The 23,356-nt window shown below is 48.5% G+C and carries 21 protein-coding genes; 13 read left to right on the top strand and 8 right to left on the bottom strand.

What is annotated here, in order from left to right; genetic code table 11:
- Positions 1 to 30: 30 nt before the first annotated feature.
- Positions 31 to 1,170, bottom strand: coding sequence for a hypothetical protein (locus tag GV64_RS22870; RefSeq protein ID WP_152554168.1), 1,140 nt, complete (start codon positions 1,168 to 1,170; stop codon positions 31 to 33).
- A 156-nt stretch (positions 1,171 to 1,326) separates the two neighbouring features.
- Complete coding sequence (locus GV64_RS22875; protein WP_020581920.1) at positions 1,327 to 1,959, bottom strand: NTP transferase domain-containing protein; 633 nt, start codon at positions 1,957 to 1,959, stop codon at positions 1,327 to 1,329.
- A 33-nt stretch (positions 1,960 to 1,992) separates the two neighbouring features.
- Here GV64_RS22875 and yqeC point away from each other — a divergent pair, with 33 nt between their 5' ends.
- The 13 genes from yqeC (at position 1,993) to GV64_RS22940 (ending at position 17,411) form a co-directional block, all read left to right on the top strand.
- Positions 1,993 to 2,793: a selenium cofactor biosynthesis protein YqeC gene (gene yqeC, locus GV64_RS22880; RefSeq protein WP_020581921.1), complete on the top strand. Its 801-nt coding sequence runs from the start codon at positions 1,993 to 1,995 to the stop codon at positions 2,791 to 2,793.
- A 39-nt stretch (positions 2,794 to 2,832) separates the two neighbouring features.
- Complete coding sequence (yqeB, locus tag GV64_RS22885) at positions 2,833 to 4,458, top strand: selenium-dependent molybdenum cofactor biosynthesis protein YqeB (protein ID WP_020581922.1); 1,626 nt, start codon at positions 2,833 to 2,835, stop codon at positions 4,456 to 4,458.
- A 421-nt stretch (positions 4,459 to 4,879) separates the two neighbouring features.
- Complete coding sequence (locus tag GV64_RS22890; protein WP_020581923.1) at positions 4,880 to 5,461, top strand: coiled-coil domain-containing protein; 582 nt, start codon at positions 4,880 to 4,882, stop codon at positions 5,459 to 5,461.
- A 616-nt stretch (positions 5,462 to 6,077) separates the two neighbouring features.
- Positions 6,078 to 7,268, top strand: a complete 1,191-nt coding sequence (ygeW, locus tag GV64_RS22895) for a knotted carbamoyltransferase YgeW (protein WP_020581924.1) — start codon at positions 6,078 to 6,080, stop codon at positions 7,266 to 7,268.
- A 77-nt stretch (positions 7,269 to 7,345) separates the two neighbouring features.
- Positions 7,346 to 8,539: a diaminopropionate ammonia-lyase gene (gene dpaL / locus GV64_RS22900; RefSeq protein WP_020581925.1), complete on the top strand. Its 1,194-nt coding sequence runs from the start codon at positions 7,346 to 7,348 to the stop codon at positions 8,537 to 8,539.
- Between the two features lie 91 nt (positions 8,540 to 8,630).
- On the top strand, positions 8,631 to 9,854 hold the full coding sequence (locus GV64_RS22905) for a YgeY family selenium metabolism-linked hydrolase (protein WP_020581926.1): 1,224 nt from the start codon (positions 8,631 to 8,633) through the stop codon (positions 9,852 to 9,854).
- 72 nt (positions 9,855 to 9,926) lie between these two features.
- Positions 9,927 to 11,366: a dihydropyrimidinase gene (gene hydA, locus GV64_RS22910; RefSeq protein ID WP_020581927.1), complete on the top strand. Its 1,440-nt coding sequence runs from the start codon at positions 9,927 to 9,929 to the stop codon at positions 11,364 to 11,366.
- 268 nt (positions 11,367 to 11,634) lie between these two features.
- Positions 11,635 to 13,953, top strand: coding sequence for a xanthine dehydrogenase subunit XdhA (gene xdhA / locus GV64_RS22915; protein ID WP_020581928.1), 2,319 nt, complete (start codon positions 11,635 to 11,637; stop codon positions 13,951 to 13,953).
- Positions 13,940 to 14,815, top strand: a complete 876-nt coding sequence (xdhB, locus tag GV64_RS22920; RefSeq protein ID WP_020581929.1) for a xanthine dehydrogenase subunit XdhB — start codon at positions 13,940 to 13,942, stop codon at positions 14,813 to 14,815. The genes xdhA and xdhB overlap by 14 nt, the downstream gene beginning before the upstream one ends.
- Positions 14,812 to 15,315 carry a (2Fe-2S)-binding protein gene (locus GV64_RS26305; RefSeq protein WP_020581930.1) on the top strand — a complete coding sequence of 168 codons (504 nt, stop codon included), beginning with the start codon at positions 14,812 to 14,814 and terminating at the stop codon, positions 15,313 to 15,315. The genes xdhB and GV64_RS26305 overlap by 4 nt, the downstream gene beginning before the upstream one ends.
- Positions 15,316 to 15,337: 22 nt before the next feature.
- A complete protein-coding gene (locus GV64_RS22930; RefSeq protein ID WP_020581931.1) occupies positions 15,338 to 15,886 on the top strand; it encodes a hypothetical protein in 549 nt (182 codons plus the stop codon).
- 301 nt (positions 15,887 to 16,187) lie between these two features.
- Positions 16,188 to 16,742: a hypothetical protein gene (locus GV64_RS22935; RefSeq protein WP_020581932.1), complete on the top strand. Its 555-nt coding sequence runs from the start codon at positions 16,188 to 16,190 to the stop codon at positions 16,740 to 16,742.
- 156 nt (positions 16,743 to 16,898) lie between these two features.
- Entirely contained in the window at positions 16,899 to 17,411 is a 513-nt protein-coding gene (locus tag GV64_RS22940) for a hypothetical protein (RefSeq protein ID WP_020581933.1), read from the top strand.
- A 96-nt stretch (positions 17,412 to 17,507) separates the two neighbouring features.
- Here GV64_RS22940 and GV64_RS22945 read toward each other — a convergent pair whose 3' ends face one another.
- From GV64_RS22945 to GV64_RS22970, 6 genes are all read right to left on the bottom strand, one after another.
- Positions 17,508 to 18,914: a hypothetical protein gene (locus tag GV64_RS22945; protein WP_157236967.1), complete on the bottom strand. Its 1,407-nt coding sequence runs from the start codon at positions 18,912 to 18,914 to the stop codon at positions 17,508 to 17,510.
- 157 nt (positions 18,915 to 19,071) lie between these two features.
- The gene (locus GV64_RS22950) at positions 19,072 to 19,839 is read right to left on the bottom strand and encodes a GntR family transcriptional regulator (protein ID WP_020581935.1); all 768 of its coding nucleotides are present in this window, start codon (positions 19,837 to 19,839) and stop codon (positions 19,072 to 19,074) included.
- A gap of 190 nt (positions 19,840 to 20,029) precedes the next feature.
- Positions 20,030 to 20,656, bottom strand: coding sequence for a bifunctional 4-hydroxy-2-oxoglutarate aldolase/2-dehydro-3-deoxy-phosphogluconate aldolase (locus tag GV64_RS22955; protein WP_020581936.1), 627 nt, complete (start codon positions 20,654 to 20,656; stop codon positions 20,030 to 20,032).
- Entirely contained in the window at positions 20,650 to 21,603 is a 954-nt protein-coding gene (locus GV64_RS22960; protein ID WP_051700877.1) for a sugar kinase, read from the bottom strand. Before GV64_RS22960 ends, GV64_RS22955 begins: the two co-directional genes overlap by 7 nt.
- Complete coding sequence (uxuA, locus tag GV64_RS22965; RefSeq protein ID WP_020583245.1) at positions 21,603 to 22,799, bottom strand: mannonate dehydratase; 1,197 nt, start codon at positions 22,797 to 22,799, stop codon at positions 21,603 to 21,605. The genes GV64_RS22960 and uxuA overlap by 1 nt, the downstream gene beginning before the upstream one ends.
- Before the next feature lie 65 nt (positions 22,800 to 22,864).
- On the bottom strand, positions 22,865 to 23,356 hold a 492-nt coding region (locus GV64_RS22970; RefSeq protein ID WP_456236243.1), incomplete at its 5' end, for a mannitol dehydrogenase family protein.

Genomic DNA, 23,356 nt, shown 5'->3' on the forward strand with positions numbered 1-23,356 from the left:
TCTTGTGTAATTACCCCTTTATTGTCCATTTCAGAAGAGTTCAGTGCCTTGAGCCAGAGCAGTGTTTTTCACAGAAGACTTGACCCATTTCTCATTTTTTGGAGTAAATAGTACAGCCTCATCCCTGATAGCAAATGACTTACTTCTATACGCCTCAATTACTTCAGAGCCATACTGTTTCGACAGTTTTTTATGGAATGTTTTTGAACCTGTTAACCATACACCTGCAAATGATCTTGTCAAACCGATAAACAAGATTGGACCGCGGCACGCCCAAGCATCCAATATTTCTACATCATTAGGATTACTGATAATTCCACCTTGTATCTCCCGATCACCTGGCGGCCAGGAAATAACCAAAAATTCAGCTTGTCTATTTTTTTTTATGGCAAAAACAGCATCCATTTCCAGCACATCAACGCCAATGCAATGAGTTGCCTCTGAAACAATATATTGATGGGTTTTAAAGTTATCCGTCGCTTTCACGTTTAGGTCATAATTTTCATTAAGAAAGTGAGAAAGTGCTCCCTGACCTGCCATTATCTCAAGCCCTTCACCTGAAAACTCTCGTGAGAATTTAGCCCTTAGCTTATCAACAGCAATTCCCATCCAAGCTTTTGAAGGTACAAAATAGAGGCCGAAATCATCCTCTAACTTTGAATTTTCACCCTCAAGATACCTGAGCAGACCAAATATGTAGATATTTCCTACATTAAGAGCCTTAATTCTCTGCCACTTATCTTCAGAAAGCCGGTATGTATAGTCAGATGGTAAATTACCCACCCTTAGTTGCTGATAGTAATCATCATTGTTATCAGTAACCCCTTTAACACTCATGATATCCTGATAAGTAGCTGCACTTATTTCGTTAAGCCCTCGTCTTGCCTCTTCGTACTCATCAACATTGCAATCCCCATACATTTCATTGATATAGCATTCTCGTAAACTTTCAGCCTCTTCACTGAGTTCATTTGCGGTTATTTGCCAACTGAATAAAGGCTTGTGTTCTAGAGCCTCAGAATTAGATAGATCACCTTCCAAGCTATTTGACAGTTGAGTAGCTAATTCATCCGAGGACAACTCCCTTACTGGCTTATTCCTTACTAACGGCGGCCCTGAATCAGATGTAAAGTAACTCCATATACGAGAGAAGACACTCCCAACAGACATACCCCTATAACTCCTCAATATTAATGCTTCGAATAAAAGTAAAACCTCAATCGCTGACATTAATATCGAAGATGAGTTCAATTGTTTTCACAGATATTCAATTCGGTTAACTGCCAGTTATTGACCCAAGTCACGGACAGCCAGTGCGCATCATTGTCATGCTAATTGCAACTGCTGGTAGCGCTCTGGCGTATCGATATCCTGGTGAATGGCATCAGTACCAACCGAGATATAACGATGTGGGCCTGCCAGCAACAGGGATCTCATCCTGGAGTGAGAAGGAGCATTCAGAACCGCCTCAAATGCGCTGCGATGCAAAAGGACTGGGTGTCCCGGCTGCTCATCAACGGTACTTACTACTGGAAAGAGGGTATCAAAATCCCGTTGTCGCCAGAGTTCAGAAAATACGGTGGGAGGAATCAGTGGCATATCACCATGGGTGATGAACAGATAGTCGGTTTCGCAATGGCTGATACCCGTTTGAATCGAGCTGAAAAGCCCAAGGGAATACGACCGGTTGTGAACCAGCTTGATTCGGGGGTGATTCTCGTATCGTGAGTGAATTTCTTCACCTCGGTAGCCCGTCACCAGAATAACCCGCTGGCAGAAACAGAGCGCATTGGCAATGCTGCAGTCAAGAATGGTTTCACTACCATCCTGCTCTCTATTTGATTCTCTGTTCAGTTCTCTATTGGAGAAGGGCAGCATCATTTTCCAGCGCCCCATTCGTGATGAGAGCCCTGCTGCTGTGATCAGACAGTCCACAGGCTTGGTTAAATCCGCTGACATAGTGAAGACCTCATTGATTAAAGAGAGAGTTTCATGTGCAAATTTCCAGATAGCCTGTCATGGATAAACCCGGAAAAAGACCGCATTATTGCGGCAACCGGTGCCGGAGGAAAGACCAGCTGTCTGGAATACCTTGCACGTCAGCTTAAGCAGTTGGGGCATAAAGTACTGCTGACCACGACGACACGAATCTTCCGGCCATCTCCAGCCGGTTTTGGTCAGTATATAGACCGACTGATCGAAACTGATGTTCTTGTACAGGCAGGTATCGAACCTAAGGCATCATCAATCACATTAGCAGGCTTCCCAGACGAGAACCCTGAAAAACTGAAGGGACTTTCTCCCACAGCTATTCAACACCTGATCAGTCTTAATATATACGACAACATACTTATAGAGGCTGATGGTTCCAGACAACGTCCTTTAAAAGCCCCCGCTATAAATGAGCCGGTTCTACCTGATAGCTGTCAGGTCATTATAGGTGTGACGGGATGGACTGGCATCTGTAACCCAGTCACGTCACAAAACATTCATCGCTGGGAACAATTTGCCGCAGTTACCGGATTATCAGAGGGTGACAGGCTGAACCCTCAAGCCATGTATCAACTACTCAACGCAAAACATGGTCTTTTCAAAAATGCACCGGACGGCGCTCGCAAAGTTTGGCTGATCAATCAGGTAGACCACTTTTCAGACCGTGCTTATGCCACAGAATTTATCGACTCTGTGAAATTACTTTCACCACCAGTTCATCACTGTGTAATGAGCAGTTTCCGGAATTCATCAAATCCCTTTGTGCAGGAAGCCATCCGGATAACTGAATTCAATAGATAACGATTAAGAATATTTTAAATTTCAGAATGGGGGAAACCAATGAACATTTTCGCGGAAGCAGCACGACTCTTCGAGCAAAACACGCCTTTTGCACTGGCCACTATTATTGAAACCAAAGGATCAGCTCCTCGCCACGATGCCATACTGCTGGTACAGGAAGATGGCCGAACCCAGGGAACAATCGGCGGTGGCATGATCGAACGACATATCATCAGTGAAGCGCTTGAAGCATTGCAGGAAGGTCGTTCAAGGGTTGTTAAAGGCAGTATGTCCAGGACGGGCAAAGATGCCATGGATATGGATTGCGGTGGCACAATGACTGTCCATATTGATGTACAGGGCATTCGCCCGGATATGCTGTTGATTGGTGGAGGCCATGTAAACCGGGCTGTGGCAAAACTGGCTTCAGACCTGGGTTACCGAGTTACTGTTGCCGATTCCTGGGAGCCCAATCTTAATGCAAAACTGTTTCCACCCAATACTCAGCTTATCCTGGGTGAGACTATTCAGGACGCTATCAGTCAGGTAACTATCCGGGACAATACTCAGGTCATCATTGCAACCAACCATGAAGACACGGCGGCATTGCCAGCCATTCTCAAAAGCCCGGCTCATCATGTTGGCCAGCTGGCCAGTCGTCGCAAAGTGGAAACCCTGCGCAATAAATGCCTGGAGCTGGGTATCAGTGAAACCCGTTTTCAAGAGGTTCGCACCCCGGTAGGCCTGGATATTGGAGCAGAAAGCCCGGAAGAAATCGCCGTCAGCATTATGGGTGAGATTCTGGCACTTTCCCGTGGCAAGGCTATTCGAAAAAGAAGCGGAAAATCAGCATCATTGTCTTCAATAGCAAACCGTAATGATAATCTCGTTGTTATCCGGGGTGCAGGCGATCTGGCATCCGGCACTGCCGTTAAACTGCATAACAGCGGCTATAAAGTAGTCATGCTGGATTTACCAAAACCAACGGTTATTCGTACCAATGTTTCTTTTGCCGGGGCTCTTCTGAATGACAGCGGCCAAATAACGGTTGAAGGTATTACTGCCCGCAAAGCACGGTCAGTCTCTGATGCCCTGAGCATAATCAATGACGGCAATATTCCGATCATGGCCGATCCTGATGGCCAGACACTCCGCCAGTTTAAGCCCGCAGTTCTGGTTGATGGCATTCTGGCCAAACAAAACCTGGGAACCCACCGGAAAATGGCACCTGTCACCATTGCCCTGGGGCCTGGGTTTAATGCCGGAGAGGATGTTGATGCCGTCATCGAGACCTGCCGTGGTCATAACCTGGCCAGAGTCATTTACCAGGGAGAAGCGGAACCCAATACCGGAAAGCCCGGCACTATTATGGGATACGCAGAAGAACGGGTATTACGTGCGCCTTGTGCTGGTCAAGTTAACCCTGAAGTGGCTATTGGTGAACTGGTGGAAGAAGGACAGGTAGTTGCAAACATCATGACAGATAGCGGAAACCAGCAGGTGATCACCCGGATTGGAGGCAAGGTTCGAGGCATGATCAGCACAGGTTCCGAAGTCACTTCAGGATTCAAAATTGGCGATATTGATCCCCGGGGAGCCAGTGTGGATCATGCCACCGTTTCTGATAAAGCCCGTGCTATTGCCGGCGGAGTCCTTGAAGCAGTACTAAAACTCTCAACATATTGAGATTACTTTTTGAACCACGGAGGCCACAAAGTTCACAGGGGAAAAGAAAAAGCGCTTCTTTGTGCTTCTCATGATCTCCGTGGTTCAATCAGTGCATGCAAATTATGGGTGGCCCTTCGGGTTGGATGGCCAGTTGGTCACACCCTCTGTACATATCCGATTTAATCCAAACCCCCATTCCACTATAAATCGCTCTTGTTATTTCCCTCATCAATAAACCCAGTGACATTCTGAAGCTCTGCTATGCTGATCATGCAGTCAGTGCACAGCTGTATCTATAAAACTGCCATCACCTGAATACCAGGTTGAAAAATAGTGCTCTCTTTTTTACAAAAATTTTTAATAAGAGTGCTTCATGGCTGTCTAAATACAAAATGTTTAAACACAAGGCTTTGTAACACAACAAAAGACAGGTAGCTGTATGTCGCTAGAAACAAGAGTTGAGATGCTGGAGAAACAACACCAGTCCCTCTACAACACGATTCATGGTCTGGTGAAAGCGATGGCGGATATCAAACACATCGCGCTTAAAAATCAGCATGAAATCATTGGCGTCAAAGTCAATATGTCGGGCATTCAGACAGAAGTTACCGGCGTTAAGGAAGATGTCTCCGAACTGGCTCAGGCCACACTGTCTGGCTTTGAGCGCACCAGCGAGTTAATGGATAACACGCACAAAATCCTGGATGATATCAGTGAGCATCTGGACACCATTAATGGACGGCTCGATGAAACCAACAAACTGGTAGATGGTACCCATGAGCGTGTAGACGAAACCTATGAGCGATTAAATGAAACTAATGAACGCCTTGGTGAAAATAATGAACGTCTGGATGAAGCCAATGAGCGACTGGATGAGAATAATGAACGGCTTAGTAGTACCAATGAATGGCTAGGTGGTATTAACCAACGCCTTGAAGGTGTAGAAAGCCAGGTCAAAGAGGTTCGCAAGGATATTCTTACCCTGGGACAGATGATCAAGCACCGCTTGCCCGATAAATAAGCAGCCTTATATCACTCTATTACCTTTAGCAGGCTATATATCCGCCGCCGTTGAAGCTGCTACTTATTGCCTGCATTCGCTCACTGGAACACCAGCCTGGCCCTGCCACTTAGTGTATCTAAGCTCCCGGGGCCTCACTCACTTACCACCGTTTAGCAACTTCAGAGTCTGGAACATATACCAATCTGTCTGATTAAGGCAAAGCTGGTGTCAATCTGATTATCACCTCGGCAAATTATTATCAAACTGATAGATCAAAACGAACCAAGTCCGATTTTTCTCACCCCAAAAAATTGTGTCAGATCAGTTTTCTATTTATAAAAATTTGTGATTACAACTGTATTTTTTTCAAACGGTTTTCTATATCCCTCGATTATCAAAGGCTGTACGCATACAAACGGATATAACTCACCAAATTTCCTCACGGTTCATCCTTTTTTCACCACCAGCTCACAAAAGTTGGCACGCAAGTTGGCTATTAAAAAGTAACGACTAGCCATCTGACTGACATACCAGGATCGCATCTTCAATCGCACCGAGTTCAGTCAATCAACAACCCCAGATCCGGGAGCGCTTCTCCGCCCAGAGGGTCTGATATTCAGAAAAAGGAAATACCGTGAGCAATTTCGACCAGTTACTTCAAGATATCAAGGCACTGAACACAAAACTGCATAGCAAAGACTTTCTCCTGACCTGGGAACAGTCTACCGATGAATTGAAGCAGGTGTTAAAAGTAGCAGAAGGTCTGCGCATGCTGCGCAACGAAAACATCTCCACAAAGGTTTTCGACAGCGGCCTCGGTGTTTCCCTGTTCCGTGACAACTCTACCCGTACCCGTTTCTCCTTCACCTCTGCCTGTAACATGCTGGGTCTGGCTATTCAGGACCTGGATGAAGGTAAGTCCCAGATTGCTCATGGCGAAACCGTTCGTGAAACCGCCAACATGATCTCTTTCTGTGCTGACGTGATCGGTATTCGTGATGATATGTACCTGGGTTACGGTAACCAGTACATGCGTGAAGTGGGTTCAGCTTTGGACTTCGGCAAGGAAAACGGTGTTCTGGCACAGCGCCCAGGCATGGTAAACCTGCAGTGCGATATCGACCACCCAACCCAGAGCATGGCTGACCTGGCATGGCTTATCGAGCACTTTGGCAGTCTGGAAAACCTGAAAGGCAAGAAGATTGCCATGACCTGGGCGTACTCCCCAAGCTACGGCAAGCCTCTCTCCGTTCCACAAGGCATCATCGGTCTGATGACTCGCTTTGGCATGGATGTCACTCTGGCTCACCCAGAAGGCTACGACCTGATTCCTGAAGTGGTTGAAACAGCTGGCCGTCAGGCTGCGGAAAGTGGTGGCAGCTTCACTCAGGTGAGTACCATGGCCGAAGCCTTTAAGGATGCTGACATTGTTTATCCTAAGTCCTGGGCACCTTACCATGTCATGGGCCGTCGTACCGATCTACTGAAAGCCGGTGATCATGCAGGCCTGAAGACTCTGGAACAGGAATGTCTGGCTCAAAACGCCCTCCACAAAGACTGGCACTGCACCGAAGAGATGATGAAGCACACCCGCAATGGTGAAGCACTTTACATGCACTGCCTGCCAGCAGACATCACCGGTGTCTCCTGTAAGGAAGGCGAAGTCACTGAAGGTGTATTCAACAAGTACCTGATCGACACATACAAAGAAGCTGGCTGGAAGCCTTATATCATCGCTTCCATGATCCTGAACCGTCGCTTTGCCAGCCCAGACGTTGTGCTGGAAAACCTGATGAAGAAAGGCGCCCGTCGCGTTGACGCCTGATTTTTCGGGAAATGCTCCCTGATAGCCAGTCCGGCAGCAGGGAGCGCTGCCAGCATTTGTGTTCGGGGGCACAATCCATGTCAGAATTCAGTTTATCCATAAAACAGGAGCCTAACCGCTTCTTTAACGGTGAGTCTTCACCACTCTTCAGTACCGAAGTGGCCAGAATAGCCCGTGAATTCCACCAGCGAATTCCTGGTTATGAACCGACACCACTTCGCTCTCTTGACCAACTGGCTCACCAGCTTGGCCTTAAGAAAATTCTGGTCAAAGACGAAGCCTATCGTTTCGGCCTTAATGCATTCAAAGTGCTCGGTGGCTCTTACGCCATTGGAAAGTGTGTCAGTAACAAACTGGGTATTCCGCTTGAAGAATTCAGCTTTGACAGCCTGAAAGGACAGGAACCCATCACCTTTGCAACAGCAACGGATGGAAACCACGGCCGTGGTGTTGCCTGGGCTGCCATGCAGCTTGGACAAAATGCTGTTGTCTATATGCCCAAAGGCGCTGCCAAAGAACGTGTAGAAAACATTCGTCGCTTAGGTGCCGAATGCATCGTCACCGACTTGAATTACGATGATGCAGTACGCCTCGCCTGTAAAAATGCCGATGAAAATGGATGGCTGATGGTTCAGGACACTGCCTGGGAGGGTTACACCGAAATCCCCACCTGGATCATGCAGGGTTATATGACCATGGCAGATGAAGCCGTTGAGCAGATGCAGGCCATGGGTATTGATCGCCCTACTCACACAATCCTTCAGGCTGGTGTAGGCGCCATGGCTGGTGGTGTGCTCGGTTATCTGGCTAACCGCTATGGGGCTGACCGTTTTACCGGCATTACCGCAGAGCCTCATCAGGCAGACTGTATTTATAAGTCTGGCTGCAGCGGCGATGGTAGTGCAGTCAATGTTACCGGTGACCTGGACACCATTATGGTTGGACTGGCCTGTGGTGAACCTAACCCTCTGGGCTGGGAAGTTCTGAGAAACTGCAGCCGTCACTTCATGTCTGTTGAAGACCGAACTGCAGCTCTGGGCATGCGTATCCAAGCCAGCCCATTACACGGTGATGAGCGAATTATCGCTGGCGAATCCGGTGCTATTGGTGTTGGTACACTCTACGCCATTGCACATCATCCCGATGCGAAATCCATCATGAAAGACCTGGGTCTGGACAGCAGCTCCGTTGTTCTGCTGTTCAACACTGAAGGCGATACCGATCCAGTGAACTATCAGGATGTTGTTTGGGAAGGCAAATACGGCATCTGATAAAAACATTTCACTTTTAAATAAATCTCGACACGGGCTGACTCCGACAATAGGGAAGCGGCCCACATAAAACAAACAAGGATATACGACCATGTCTAAAGAATTGAAAATCCCTTTTGCTGAAATCCTGAAAAAAGCAGAAGAATACAAACCAGATATGACCCGCTTCCTGCGCGATATGATTGCCATTCCCAGTGAATCCTGTGATGAAGAGAAAGTGGTTCTTCGCATCAAGGAAGAAATGGAGAAGGTTGGCTTTGATAAGGTAGACATCGATCCACAGGGTAACGTGCTTGGCTATATCGGCCATGGTAAGCACATCATCGCCATGGACGCACATATCGATACTGTCGGTGTAGGTAACCTGAGCAACTGGACCTTCGATCCTTATGAAGGTTACGAAGATGAAGAGACCATCGGTGGTCGTGGTGCATCTGATCAGGAAGGTGGCATGGCTTCCATGGTTTATGCCGGCAAGATTATCAAGGACCTCGGTCTGGAAGACGATTACACACTGGTTGTCACCGGTACGGTTCAGGAAGAAGACTGCGACGGTCTGTGCTGGCAGTACATCATCAATGAAACCGGTCTGCGTCCTGAGTTTGTTGTCAGCACCGAACCAACTGACTGCAACATCTATCGTGGTCAGCGCGGCCGGATGGAAATTCGTGTTGAAGTGGACGGCGTCAGCTGCCACGGTTCAGCACCGGAGCGTGGCGACAATGCCATCTTCAAGATGGGCCCAATCCTGAATGAGATCAAGGAACTTTCCAATAACCTGGGCGATGATGAATTCTTGGGCAAAGGCACCCTGACCGTTTCTGAAGTGTTCTTTACTTCGCCAAGCCGCTGCGCCGTTGCAGATAGCTGTGCGATTTCCATCGACCGTCGCCTGACCTGGGGTGAAACCTGGGAAGGTGCTCTGGAAGAAATCCGTTCACTGCCAGCTGTTCAGGAAGCTGGCGGCAGGGTCACCATGTATAACTATGACCGCCCAGCCTACACCGGACTGGTGTATGAAACCGAGTGCTACTTCCCAGCGTGGGTACTGCCTGAAGACCACATGGTCACTAAAGTCACCAGCGACTGCTTCGAGCTGCTCTTTGACAAGAAGCCTCTGGTCGACAAGTGGACCTTCTCTACCAATGGTGTCTCCATCATGGGTCGTTATGGCATCCCTGTTGTTGGCTTTGGACCAGGCAAAGAGCCTGAAGCCCATGCTCCAGACGAGAAGACCTGGAAAGACCACTTGGTTAAGTGTGCGGCCATGTACGCTGCAATTCCAGGCATGTATCTGCACAACCTTGATCAGTAATTGAAATACACCGGCTCCTGCGGGAGCCGGCTTTTATTGTTAACCCAGGCTAGCCAGAGAAGGTAGGGGACCATGAATGTCCTTATAAAAAATGCAACACTGGTGAATGCCGATACCAGTGAGCGGGCGGACCTGTTAACCCGCGACGGTATCATCGAGCGTATTGCCCCGAACATTGAATTACCCGATGACAGCTCTGTAGAAATCATCAACGCCGCCGGTCACTATGTCATACCAGGCGGCGTTGACGTTCATACTCACCTGAATATTGATGTTGGTATCGCCCAGAGCTGTGATGACTTTTATAGCGGAACCGTATCCGCCGCCTGCGGTGGAACCACCACCATCGTTGATCATATGGGCTTTGGCCCTGCCGGTTGCTCCCTGCATCATCAGCTTGAACGCTACCATGAGTTTGCCCGGGACAAAGCCGTTATTGATTACAGCTTTCACGGCACCATACAACATATTGATGACAGCATTCTTGAAGAAATGGAGTCCATGGTGCTGGAAGAAGGGATCTCCAGCTTCAAACTTTACCTGACCTATGGCTATAAACTGGATGACAGTGAGGTTCTAGCTGCGCTGGAACGCCTTAATCAGCTTAATGCCCTGACCTGTGTCCATCCTGAAAACGATGGCGCTATTCGCTTCTTAAAAGAAAAAATTCTCAGCCAGGGTTCTAACGCACCAATTTACCATGCCCTGAGCCGTCCTCCGGAATGTGAAGCAGAAGCCGTTGGTCGTATGATTAATCTGGCGACACTGGCTGGCGACGCACCGATCTACATTGTTCATCTTTCCAATGGTATTGGGCTGGAATATATCCGTCAGGCACACCAGCGAGGTCAGGCTGTATTCGCTGAAACCTGCCCTCAGTATCTGTCACTGGATATCAATAAATACAACAGTTCCAGTAATGAGGGTGGAGCCTCAGACCATCCCTATGATGAAGGTCTGAAGTACATCATGAGCCCTCCCCTACGGGATAATTATCACCAGAATCAACTCTGGCAGGGGGTAATGGACGGCACAATCAGTACAGTAGCCACTGATCATTGTGCTTTCACCATGGCGCAGAAACACGCGGGTCGGGATGGTTTCCAATATTGTCCTAACGGCATTCCCGGGGTCGAAAACCGTGTTCCCCTGCTCTTTTCAGAAGGGGTCATGAAAGACCGTATATCCATCAACCATTATGTAGAGCTGGTCAGTACACGTCCAGCCCAGCTGTTTGGGCTATACCCCCGAAAAGGTTTAATTGCTGAGGGAGCCGATGCTGACCTGGTGATCATCGATCCTGAAAGAGAGGTGACACTCAGTCAGCGACTGATGCACGGACGCTCTGACTACTGCCCCTATGAAGGCATGAGGCTGCAGGGCTATCCAGTGATAACCATATCCCGGGGTGAAATTATTGTTCGGGATGGCCACTTTACCGGTACACCGGGACATGGAGAGTTCATCTATCGCAAACCGTTGGATGAAGGTTTCAGGTATTGGTCTAAGTAGCCATGCCTCCTATGGAGTCACTTTTTTGCCACAGAAGCACTGAGACACTGAGAAATAGTTTTTTTCTCCGCGTCTCAGTGCCTCTGTGGCTGAATTATTTCTTTAACCGCGCTCTCTCAACCATCGGAAAAACAAACAGCATGCAATTGTCGCAGTTCCCCAAAATCATGACACAGCGCAGAACTATCAAGCTGACATTTTCATAGGCTATCGTTCTCACGGATTCCCGTGGTAACGAGTACGGAACAGAAAAGAATAGGAATAAACTATGTCTGTTGGTCTCTCTCAGGAGCGTCTGGATGCCAAAGCCAAGGTAACAGGTCGCTGTCGTTTTACGGGTGATCTGGCCCTGCCCGGCACACGCATTGCCAAATACCTTCACAGCACCATAGCCCATGGCAGGGTAGTCGATATTGACACTTCTGAAGCCATGTCAGTGACCGGTGTGGAAGCGGTATTCACCTTTGCAGATATTCCAAAAATCCCCTTTGCGACAGCCGGCCATGCCTTCAACCTCGACCCGGCGGCAAGGGATAAGGAAGACCGCCTGTTACTGACTGACCATATTCGCTACCACGGTGATGAAATTGCCATTGTTGTGGCTGTTGATGGTCTAACAGCCAGCAAAGCTCTTAAGAAAATCAAAGTCACTTATGAAGAATACCCGGCCATCCTGAATCATGACCAGGCTCTGGATGAAAAAGCCACGGAGTTACATGAAGGCAGTGGCAACCGCGTTGGCGAGCACAATTATCAATGTGGAGATGTTCAAGCCGCTATTGCTGAAGCAGATCACTCCCTGACAGGCCAGTTCCAGACCCAGATGGTGCAGCACTGCCATATGGAAAACCACATTGCCTGGGCCTATATGGACGACACTGATCACATTGTTATCATGTCCTCCACCCAGATCCCTCACATCTGCCGCCGAATCGTCAGTCAGGCGCTGGATATCCCCATGAGCACCATACAGGTCATCAAACCTGCCATTGGTGGCGGCTTTGGTAACAAGCAGGATGTGGTACTTGAACCCATGGTTGCCTTTCTGACGAAGAAACTGGGTGGCGTCCCAGTCATGCTGGAGTTGACCCGCGAAGAGGGCCTGAGCAGTACCCGTATTCGTCATCCATTCCGGGTGAATGTGGACTGTGCTGTGAATAATGACGGTACTTTAAAAGCTCTGGCTATGGACGTCTCTTCCAATACCGGTGGCTATGCCTCTCATGGGCACTCCATTGCCAAAGCAGCCGGCTCCAAAGTGGTGCCTCTTTATCCGAATGCTGCGCTCTCCTATCAGGCAATCACCCACTATTCCAACCTTCCATCCGCGGGAGCCATGCGTGGTTATGGCTCGCCACAACTGGTCTATGCAGTTGAATCCATCATGGAGGATGCTGCCAGAAAGCTTGGTATGGACAGTATTGATTTCCGAATGAAGAATGTTGCCCAAACCGGAGACACGAACCCACTCACAGGAAAAGTCATAGAAAGTGCTGGTATTCGTGAGTGTTTGATAAAAGGCCGCGAAACCTTTGGCTGGGATCAGAAAAAGCAGGAGCACCAGGCATTCAAGAGTGGCAATATTCGGCGAGGACTGGGTCTTGCCTGCTTCTCCTATGGCAGCGGAACCTACCCCGCCTCCGTAGAAATTGCCGGTGCACGGATGATTCTGAATCAGGATGGACGGGTAACAGTTCAGATTGGCGCCACAGAAATTGGTCAGGGTTCAGATACAGTCATTGCCCAGATGGCGGCAGAGAGACTGGGTATCCCGGTCTCTGCAATTCGCGTGGTGTCCACTCAGGATACCGACACTACGCCATTTGATCCGGGCTCCTTTGCCTCAAGACAGACTTATATTGTCTGTCAGGCAGTGGCTGAAACCGGAGACCTGCTCAGGCAACGTATTCTTGAGCATGCCAGTACTATGCTTGAGCTGCCTGCTGAGCAACTGACCATCTCTAAAGATGCGGTGGTCAATGGTGATAAGACTGTTCACCTCTCCTTAAACGAACTCGCGCTTGATGCCTACTATCACAAAACCCGTGGGCAACAATTGACCGCTGAAGTTTCCCGAAAGGTCACCACTAACGCCTATTCCTATGGCTGTACTCTGATTGAGGTGGAAGTCGATATCGAACTCTGTCAGCTCTCCATTCTCGGGATTCACAATATTCACGACTCAGGAAAAATCATCAACCCTGATCTGGCCGCTGGACAGGTTTATGGTGGTGTCGGTATGGGTATTTCCGGTGCGCTCAGTGAAGAACTGCTGGCAGACCCGGAAACCGGCTGGATCTACAACAATAATCTGCTGGATTACAAAATTGCCACCATGATGGATGCTCCAGACATCAGCTGTGACTTTGTTGAAACCCATGAGCCCACCGCCGCCTTCGGTAACAAATCACTGGGGGAACCCCCTCTGCTTTCAGTAGCACCGGCCATTCGCAATGCCATTCTTGATGCCACCGGCGTTGCCATGAACCAGCTGCCCATGTCTCCCAAGGCATTATTCACCGCATTCCGTGACGCAGGATTGCTCGATTCCGTCAGACCGCAGGAGAGAGCTCATGTTTCCCATTGATCAATATCATCGAGCCAATAGCATCGAACACGCCTGTAACCTGTTGGCGGAAAATCCCGGCAGCAAGCCGATTGCTGGAGGAACCGATGTACTTATCAGACTGCGGGAAGGTAAGTCCGGTTTTGGCTCTCTCGTGGATATCCATGATCTGGACGAACTGACCTGGATAACCCATACACCGGATGGCACCCTTCAGCTTGGCTCCGGCGTGACGTTTACCCGACTCATTAATTTCCTCAACAAGGATGCTCTGCTACCCGCTCTGGTGGAAGGTGCATCCTCCATAGGCGGCCCACAGGTGCGCAATATGGCGACCCTTGGCGGCAATATATGCAATGGTGCGCCCAGTGGAGACAGTGCAGCACCTTTGCTGGTGTTTGATGCCAAAGTCACTCTGCAAAGTCAAAGAGGAAAACGAGAGGTTCCTGTTGAAGAGTTCTATGCCGGCCCCGGTAAAGTTCACCTTGAAGAAGATGAAATCGTTACCCAATTCAGTATAAGCCCTGAAAGCCATCAGAATACCGGTAGTCACTTTTATAAATACGCCATGCGCAAAGCAATGGATATTGCCACAATCGGCTGTGCGGCTGCCTGCAAACTGGAAGACAACCGTATTGAGAGCCTGCGACTGGCCTATACCGTTGCCGCGCCAGTACCCAAACGTTGTCATGTGCTTGAACAACAGGTTATTGGACAACCCGTTTCCAGAAAACTGATTACCGACATTGCTTCCATGGTGCTTGAAGAGCTCTCACCCAGAAACTCCTGGCGGGCCAGCAAAGATTTCCGTGAACACATCATCCGTACTCTGGCTGATCGGGTGGTTACAGAAGCCATTATTCGAGCCGGAGGCCAGCTATGAAACAGATTATTCAATGTCAGCTCAATGGTAAACCTGTGGAACTGGTGGTTGATGTCCGCCAGTCATTACTGGAAGCACTAAGAGCCCATGGGCTTACTGGTTGCAAGGAAGGTTGTGGGGTTGGTGAATGCGGCGCCTGTACCGTACTGATTGACGAAGTGCCAATAGATAGCTGCATTACCCTGGCCATCAGAGCAGAGGGCAGAACCATTCGAACTGTTGAGGGAGAAAGCATCAATGGCGAGCTATCCCCCGTGCAACAGGCGTATGTCGATGCAGGAGCGGTTCAGTGCGGCTTCTGCACACCCGGACTGGTGATGAAAACCACCTCTTATGTTGAGGGACTTACTCAATCTGCCGGGGGTTGCTGCCAGAGTGGTAATATCGACCGCGATACCATCCGCCGGGAACATGCAGGCAATCTGTGCCGGTGCACCGGCTATCAGACGGTGGTGGATGCAGTAGAACAGAGTATTCAGTACTATAGTGGACAAAAATAAACCCTGTTAGAAGAGGACGCTGATGGCTACAAACCCGGATCCGGTTACCCTGATGATTGCCAACACCATAAGGCCAGGCAAGCTGGAGGAGTATCGAATCTGGGTTAAAGGCATCAGCGACGCTGCCAGAAAGTTTGATGGCTATCAAGGCACCCAGTTCATCAAACCCCCTTCCGGTGATGATCGCACCGTCCATGCCATGATCCGCTTTCGAGACCATGTTTCTTTGTGGGTCTGGGAAGAGTCCGAGGTTCGCCAGCAATGGCTCGAGAAGCTGCCAAAACTTGTCGAATCCAGGCAGGCCGAGAAAATAGAAGGGATTGAATTCTGGTTCGAGCCGCCGGACACACCTCTGCAAAAACCACCTAAACACCGCATGGCTCTGGTCACGCTTCTGGCGATTTTTCCACAAATCCTGTTTATCCCTCCCCTTATATCCATGCTTTTACCGGATAATGTCCCTCGTTTTCTGGCCATTCTGGTGAGCTGCATGTGTACCGTCCTGCTAATGACCTGGGCTGTGATGCCCGCCATGACAAAAATTTTTTCGTTCTGGTTATTTCGGAAGTAATACCAATCGAGCTTTCTAACTCCCGTTATGAGCCCTAGAGTAAAAAGCGAGCATTCACTAACATTAATATCATTCAATTTTCTATAGTTATACCAATTGCATTTTCTAAATCCCTATTGCGCTACCGAGCTTAACAGGCATTCTGCGTTGAAGCTCCTCGCCATAGCTAATACCCATAGGGCATAAAGGCTATGACTAGTCACTTCGCCTTGCCTTTCTGTCCTGCTCACCATGCTCAGAACGGGGTTAGAAAACTTAATTGGTATTATTTATCAATTAAAACAGGGAATTGGAGGAGCTCATGGCAGAGCCAAACTTTGGTATCAGAAGCAATATACCGATACAAACTCAGCCTGAACCATTAAAAGGCTCTAACGATTCTCTAACATTGGTTGCAACCAACCCTGGTGCTATACAACGAACCAAAATAACGACACACCAGGCACATAAAAACTTAGGTTCTGATTTTCAGCAGTCTTCTCAACCATCACAAGTGCCACTGTCAAAACGGCAAATTACCAAAAAGCCAGAGACCCTTAGGGATGCACTGGAAACATTCGGTAAAGGTGTCGAACACACGAAAAAAGTCATTGAAAATATTAGAAAAGAGACTCCTACCACCCACAAAGAGAAGAAAATGCACTCCAATCGTATCAAAGATGCAATCAAGCATATGAAGGGGTTGGAAAAAGCGATATTAAAAGAAACCAAAGAAGTGAGAAGAGAGCATTATATGGCTGGCCATCCCGCTTTTAATGTCTCTGAAACACCTGAAAACCAGGCTCTATATCAAGATTCATCAGGCCTGTTGGATACTTTGAGTAAAAATATCAAAACATTGAAAAGCATGCGTTAGGTACTCTTTGAATCTTATTTATCATCTACATACCCCCTGATGGCGCCGACTGCGATCGTTTCCGGCATAAGGTAATCGGATTCTGGTTATTTCGAAAATAGCCGATAAAATGGTTTCAAAAGGATCTTTTTATCTCTGATTCAGGATCAAATAGTCATGGAAAATGACAGTCCCAGTAACAGCTCTGCCCAACAAAATGACCAGACAAACTCTGGAGTAAAGAAACGAAGCATCATCACACAACAGGATGTAAAAAGAACGTTATTATCCAGTGAAGATTTCACCCGCCCAAATGTGAAACCCCTTGCAGAAAGGCTAGTGAGCCTGAAACCAGCCAACCTTAAAGAAGCATTAAAGCCTTTGAAACAGGGCGTTTCATACGCCTCTGATCTTATCCACCGCCTTAAAAGTGAACACCCTTCTATCCAACGGGAAAAGGCTCAACACGCTAACCGTATCAAAGACACACTTCACCTGTTGGAAGGTTTGCAAAAAGCCATTGAGAAAGAGACGAAAGATCTGTTTATCGGGCATAACCAGGCAGAAATTGGGCTTGAAGAAGAGACATCGGAAGACCACTCGCTCTATCTGGAGTCATCAACCCTTTTGAATACACTTAAATCTTATATTCACACCTTAGAGAAGATGAAGTCGACATCTATTGAATAGAAGCACTACTCTATAAATGTTAGAAGCATGTTGAGTGTATATGATTTATTGCTTCAACCATATTTTACTGGGAAGTCACTCAGAATCCCTCTCATTTTATTTTCTCGACCCAGGCTTAAAATCTTGTATTGCTCTACTCAGGTCTTTTGATTGCATAGCCTGCTCAATAACCATTCTTATAAATCCGATAGGAAATGAGTGGAAGGTTTTAATCTCATCATTAGTTGGAGATGTCCTCATAATCTGCTCATCACAAAATTGCCTAAAAAATGCTTTGAAGTATTCCGGAAGAGAAGAGCTCTCCATACGACCAAGGAAATTATGATGATCATTAAGACTAGAACCATTCTTTACAGACTTGGCAACAACTAAAAAAGAGAAAAAAGACTCTTTCTCTTGGCCTTTCTTAAAAGGGATTAAGGTAAGTTCGTCTCTTTCTATAGATGCCTCCCGTTCCTCAGATAATTCTGAAGTTACTGAATCCCATAGGTAATCACCAAGAGATGCACCATCTTGCTGGCTTGCAGGTGAATCAAGTTTTTTGGGCATTCTATCAACCACCTGAACGCCACGAAAAGGGCCATTCGTGCCCTTCCTATAGCAGTAAAATGAGCTGGCACTGGCACTATTGAAATGTTGTTTATCAGGATCTTTAAGCCTGTCAAAAAAACTCCAATCTATATCTTCACCGGATTTTTTCTTCTTCTTTCTTTTCTTTTTGCTATTGATCTTTGTTCTGGCATGATCTTCTGGAAATTCATCCGTTAATTCAAAATTATCAAGCTCACTGACAGACGTAGTGCCTTGTGATGAGGCGTTTAAACTTTTAGATGCACCGGTTAGATTAGATACTTTTTCACTGGACCCTATTGGTGTGAAGAGATCTCCAGTGCAATACCTTCTTACTGCAGCATTAGCTGCAGGAAACCGATAGCCAGAAGTTTCTGCTACTCTGTGACTGGCTGCGTGGCCATCAGTATGATTTATGAAAAACCGATTACCAATATCTTTTGATGCACTTGCTGCTGTCTGTGAATAGTGACCAAGTTCCGGCTGCCACCCGATGTTAGCTGGCCTCGGCTGACTGTAATTCCCACAGGGAACACTCGTCATACCAACCTGCGCCCGAATAAAAAAATTACTGTCTTTTTCTGGCCATTGAAAAGGGTGTTGTGGACCACAACCATTCGGATGCCCCCCCTCAAAACCGGGAGGATAAAATCGAAATGGTCCAATAGGACAGGAAGGAGAGTAAGGCCTCATAGGCATAGTCACTGGTGTACATCCTGGGGCCCTGCCGAAAGGAGGCATCTGTGGCTGAAGGTGTTGAACCTGCTGAACCCCCCTATGTCCAAATCTCATAGCCCCCACATTTCCAGAACGGGTGTTTGCTCCTGCCTGATTTAATGGCTGTCCTGATACAACAAACCCAAGACCAGTGCGCGATTCAAACCCTGATGCTGGAATAAGATTAAACCCTGGCGGGGGGAAGGGGAAAGACAACCTGACCTCCAATAGTACTTCTTGCTAAACAAGACAAGAATTAGCAGAAAACCACTACAGAGACATTCAGGTAATATTAAAGTTCAGGCATGGCTAAAAATTAAACATTCCAGCCACTCCTAAAGCAAAGCCGATGGCTAACAAATTCAAATCACGGTCATAATACGGAAGGGCTATGATCAAACAGGAATCGATCAAAAGAATCATTGGCCTTATCTGAGACACGCAATAATGTCGTTTTTACATTCTCCAGATGCTGCCACATGGCATGCCGCGCGGCTTCAGGATTTTTACAGGACAGGGCATGAATGATTTTGTCGTGATCATCAACCCACTCCTCCAGATAATCCACATCATCAATCCACTCATGCAGGCGCTTCCACATGGGACTTTTTCTGCGAATCTCCCAAAGCTGCTGGGTTAAGGCCACTAGCACACTGTTCTGGGTCGCCTCGGCTATCGCCATATGAAACAGTTCATCTCCTTTGCCGGTATTCACCCCCTGACCCAGCTCCTGCTTTTCCAGCTCAAGCGCTGAACGCATATTCTGGAGGTTGGTTTTATTCAGCTGCGTGGCGGCAAAAGAGGCGACATGACTTTCAATCAATTGCCGGGCCTGAAGTAACTCAAATGGGCCAACATCGTTAAAAGCAGCTGCGTCATTTTCGGAAGTAGTGCCCACATTCTGGGTATTTTCACTGGCAATAACGTGTATACCGGACCCTTTGCGAACTTCAATCAGCCCTTCGAGCTCAAGCATGATCAATGCTTCGCGGACAATAGTACGGCTGACATTCAGCATTTCCGCAATATCACGTTCAGCAGGCAAGCGGCTACCTACTTCGTAGACACCATCAACAATCTGTTGACGGATATCACGACCAATTTTCTGATATAACCGCTTGGGTTCTGCCAGGCCCAGCATTTACTTTCTCCAACTTGATTTGTAAACAGGGTAACCGTTATGGAATAACCCTTAAGTAACTTTCATATTTCTGAGGGCGCTACCCGCTGCCCGAAAAGCCGGAACCGCTTTTGATTTTGCGGGCGGCGGGAAACGGGCGGCGGCTTTTTCCCAAACTGAGTAAAATGATGAAGTTATTCCAGAGCAAACCCTAAGAAACCAGAGTAACCTCTCTGGCTAACCGGGTAATTTCAGCCCAGTCACCATTTTCCACTGCTGATTTCGGTACCAGCCAGGAACCACCAACACACTCAACATTGCCCAGAGCCAGGTAATCCCGGTAATTATCCAGACCAATGCCACCGGTTGGACAAAAACTGACCTGAGGAAATGGGCCGGCCAGGGATTTTAACATAGACTGACCACCTACCACCTCAGCAGGGAATAACTTCAGGACATTAAAGCCATAGCCTATGGCCTGCATGACATCCGATGCAGAGGATACGCCCGGCAGCAGCAAAATGTTTTGATCACGGGCAGTTTCCAGCAGTTCAGTAGTTGCACCCGGTGTAATCACAAAATCAGCACCCGCCCGGTGAACTGCCTGTAACTGCTCGATATTGATTACCGTGCCAGCGCCGACCAGACAGTCCGGCATGTGTTTTTTGATCAGCTCAATAGCTGCAACGGCACAGTCAGAACGGAGGGTAATCTCAAATACAGAAATACCACCGTCGTACAGCGCCTGTGCCATTGGCAGCGCCTGTTCAATGGTTTCAATGACCATCACCGGCATGACCGAGTAAGCCCGCTTTAATACATCCTGTGCTGTCAGCATGATGTTTCTATTTCCAATAACTGTGAAGTCACTGCTTCGGGAATGATCGCCCCTTTATACTGAATTACCGTCCCTGCCAGCTTATGCGCAAACGCTGCAGCCACTTCAGGAGTGTCATCCAGCATTCGACGGGCCAGATAACCTCCATTAAAGGAGTCACCGGCGGAAGTGGTATCAATAACCTCACTGACGGGTGTCGTTGGTACATAAACCGTGTTCTGGTTATGTACAATCGTACATCCCTCACTGCCCTGCTTGATGACTACTTCACCAACGGATGACAGTCGGGACAGTGTTTGAGAGACGGACTGGTCATCAAACAGTGCCTGCTCATCATCAAAGGTCACCAGCGCAATATCCGTCAGCGCCAGAAACTCCAGAGTAACCGCCTGTGCTTCTGCCTTTGATTTCCAGAGCCGTGGACGGTAGTTACTGTCATAAGCCACTCTGGCACCCCGTTCACGAGCGCGAATCAGAACCTGCTTGAGCAGTGAGCGACTATGATCATCCAGAATCGCCAGGCTGATGCCGGAAAGATAATAAAGGTCAAAGGACTCGGCCAGCTCTGCAACCTGATGCTCTTCCAGACCATGACTGAACAGTGCCCTGGCGGCAGAGTTATTGCGCCAGTAGCTGAAGCTGCGTTCACCGTACTGGTCCAGCTCGATGGAGTACAGACCGGGCAATTTATCCGCCAGCCGAACAACCCATTGGCTATTGATGTTTTCACTCTGGAAGAAATCAATCATTCGATCACTGAAGTGGTCATTACCCACAGCGGTGATATAACTGGTATTAATGGACTTGCCGGCAGTACGGATGGCATAGATTGCGGTATTCAGGGTATCCCCGGCAAAGGCCTGTTTATACAGGCCTCGATTCGCAGGAGACAACTCCACCATGCATTCGCCTATACATGCCAGGCGAGGGAGGCTCCGGGTTGTCATTACAGGCTCCGCTCAATACCCATCATCAGACCACGCAGTTCTGCCAGACCACGCATACGACCAATGCAGGAATAACCGGGGTTGGTCTGCTTGGCAAGGTCATCCAGCATCTGGTGACCGTGGTCCGGACGCATGGGAATCAGACAGTCGACCCGCCCTTCTTCCTGACGACGACGCTGTTCCATAATCAGTGCACGCGTCACGTCGTACAGGTTAGCCATGCCTTCCAGGTGATTGGCTTCATAGAAGCTGCCATCGTCTTCGCGCTCAACACTGCGCAGGTGCACGAAGTGAATGCGACTGCCCAGCCTTTCCACCATACCCGGCAGGTCATTGTCTTCTCTAGGGCTGAGTGAGCCCGTACAGAAGGTAATGCCGTTATAAATGCTGTCTACCGCCTGAGTAATACGAATGAAATCGTCTTCGGTACTGGCAATACGTGGCAGACCCAGAATGGCCCAGGGTGGATCATCCGGATGAATACACAGGCGCACACCGGCCTGCTCAGCCGCAGGAACCACTTCACGCAGGAAAGAGAACAGATTCTGGCGTAGCCCTTCCGCATCGATATGGGCATAGCTGTCCAGCGCCTGCTGGAACTGCTCCAGCGTATAACCTTCTTCAGCACCCGGCAGGCCTGCAATCAGGTTTTTGGTCAGACGGGTGATGTCATCTTCCGTCATGGTTGCAAAGCGTTTTTTAGCCTTCGCCTGATCATCTTCACTGTAATCAACCTCTGCACCAGGGCGCTTGAGGACATACAGTTCAAAAGCTGCAAACTCATATCGGTCAAAACGAAGCGCACGACTACCGTCGCTCACCTCATAAGAAAGATCGGTGCGTGTCCAGTCAAGAACCGGCATAAAGTTGTAGCAGACAACATCAACACCGCAGGCACCCAGGTTCAGCAACGTAGTGCAATAGTTTTTAAGGTGACGTTCATAATCTCCAGTACGCTTCTTGATGTCCTCTGATACCGGTACACTTTCCACTACTGACCAGCGTAGACCAGTTGAGCGGCCTTTTTCTTCGTCCCACTCGATTTCACGCTTACGCTTTTCGATCTCTTCAACGGTCCACACTTCACCGTTAGCAATGTGATGCAGAGCGGAAACAATACCGGTTGCACCGGTCTGCATGATGTCACGAATGGTTACCGGGTCTTTGGGTCCGTACCAACGCCAAGTCTGTTCCATGATGTAATCCTCTCAACGTGCCTCCATCCTGCTTCATAGATTGCGGACAGAGGCAAAATAGTCGTTTAAATAGTTTCAGCCAGCAGAGCTACGGCCTGTCTGGCGCCCTGCTCACGAATGGTGTTGTAGGCGTGGGTTACCACTTCTACGAAACGCTCATTCGCCGCTAGGGAAGGATCGAACACTGCATCCAGTGACAGGAAAGCCTTCACCAGCTGCGCAGGCTTGCCCTGATGCTCAATAGCAACGGCCTTCAGCTGTTCAGCCATCGGATCACGGACGTCAATCGCATTGCCCTGCTCATCAGTGCCTGAGACGTAGTGCATCCAGCCACCAATACCCAGTGCAATGGCAGCAAATGCCTTCTCTTCCGCCAGCAGTGTTCTTGCGGCGTTCAACCAGCGCTGTGGTACCTTCTGGGATCCATCCATGGCAATCTGCCAGGTTCTGTGTTTCAGGCCCGGGTTGGTAAAGCGCTCAATCAGTTTCTCGGCGTAGCTGGCAAAGTCAGTGGGTTCTGGCATTTCCAGGGTGACTGCCGCTTCATGGTTCATGTA

Source organism: Endozoicomonas elysicola, from assembly GCF_000710775.1.
Lineage (GTDB): Bacteria > Pseudomonadota > Gammaproteobacteria > Pseudomonadales > Endozoicomonadaceae > Endozoicomonas > Endozoicomonas elysicola.

Excerpts from the sequence above, each read along its gene's own strand:
- GV64_RS22870 (WP_152554168.1), bottom strand. The coding sequence starts at position 1,170 with ATGTCTGTTGGGAGTGTCTTCTCTCGTATATGGAGTTACTTTACATCT.
- GV64_RS22875 (WP_020581920.1), bottom strand. The coding sequence starts at position 1,959 with ATGTCAGCGGATTTAACCAAGCCTGTGGACTGTCTGATCACAGCAGCA.
- yqeC (WP_020581921.1), top strand. The coding sequence starts at position 1,993 with ATGTGCAAATTTCCAGATAGCCTGTCATGGATAAACCCGGAAAAAGAC.
- yqeB (WP_020581922.1), top strand. The coding sequence starts at position 2,833 with ATGAACATTTTCGCGGAAGCAGCACGACTCTTCGAGCAAAACACGCCT.
- GV64_RS22890 (WP_020581923.1), top strand. The coding sequence starts at position 4,880 with ATGTCGCTAGAAACAAGAGTTGAGATGCTGGAGAAACAACACCAGTCC.
- dpaL (WP_020581925.1), top strand. The coding sequence starts at position 7,346 with ATGTCAGAATTCAGTTTATCCATAAAACAGGAGCCTAACCGCTTCTTT.
- GV64_RS22905 (WP_020581926.1), top strand. The coding sequence starts at position 8,631 with ATGTCTAAAGAATTGAAAATCCCTTTTGCTGAAATCCTGAAAAAAGCA.
- hydA (WP_020581927.1), top strand. The coding sequence starts at position 9,927 with ATGAATGTCCTTATAAAAAATGCAACACTGGTGAATGCCGATACCAGT.
- xdhA (WP_020581928.1), top strand. The coding sequence starts at position 11,635 with ATGTCTGTTGGTCTCTCTCAGGAGCGTCTGGATGCCAAAGCCAAGGTA.
- xdhB (WP_020581929.1), top strand. The coding sequence starts at position 13,940 with ATGTTTCCCATTGATCAATATCATCGAGCCAATAGCATCGAACACGCC.
- GV64_RS26305 (WP_020581930.1), top strand. The coding sequence starts at position 14,812 with ATGAAACAGATTATTCAATGTCAGCTCAATGGTAAACCTGTGGAACTG.
- GV64_RS22930 (WP_020581931.1), top strand. The coding sequence starts at position 15,338 with ATGGCTACAAACCCGGATCCGGTTACCCTGATGATTGCCAACACCATA.
- GV64_RS22935 (WP_020581932.1), top strand. The coding sequence starts at position 16,188 with ATGGCAGAGCCAAACTTTGGTATCAGAAGCAATATACCGATACAAACT.
- GV64_RS22940 (WP_020581933.1), top strand. The coding sequence starts at position 16,899 with ATGGAAAATGACAGTCCCAGTAACAGCTCTGCCCAACAAAATGACCAG.
- GV64_RS22950 (WP_020581935.1), bottom strand. The coding sequence starts at position 19,839 with ATGCTGGGCCTGGCAGAACCCAAGCGGTTATATCAGAAAATTGGTCGT.
- GV64_RS22955 (WP_020581936.1), bottom strand. The coding sequence starts at position 20,656 with ATGCTGACAGCACAGGATGTATTAAAGCGGGCTTACTCGGTCATGCCG.
- GV64_RS22960 (WP_051700877.1), bottom strand. The coding sequence starts at position 21,603 with ATGACAACCCGGAGCCTCCCTCGCCTGGCATGTATAGGCGAATGCATG.
- uxuA (WP_020583245.1), bottom strand. The coding sequence starts at position 22,799 with ATGGAACAGACTTGGCGTTGGTACGGACCCAAAGACCCGGTAACCATT.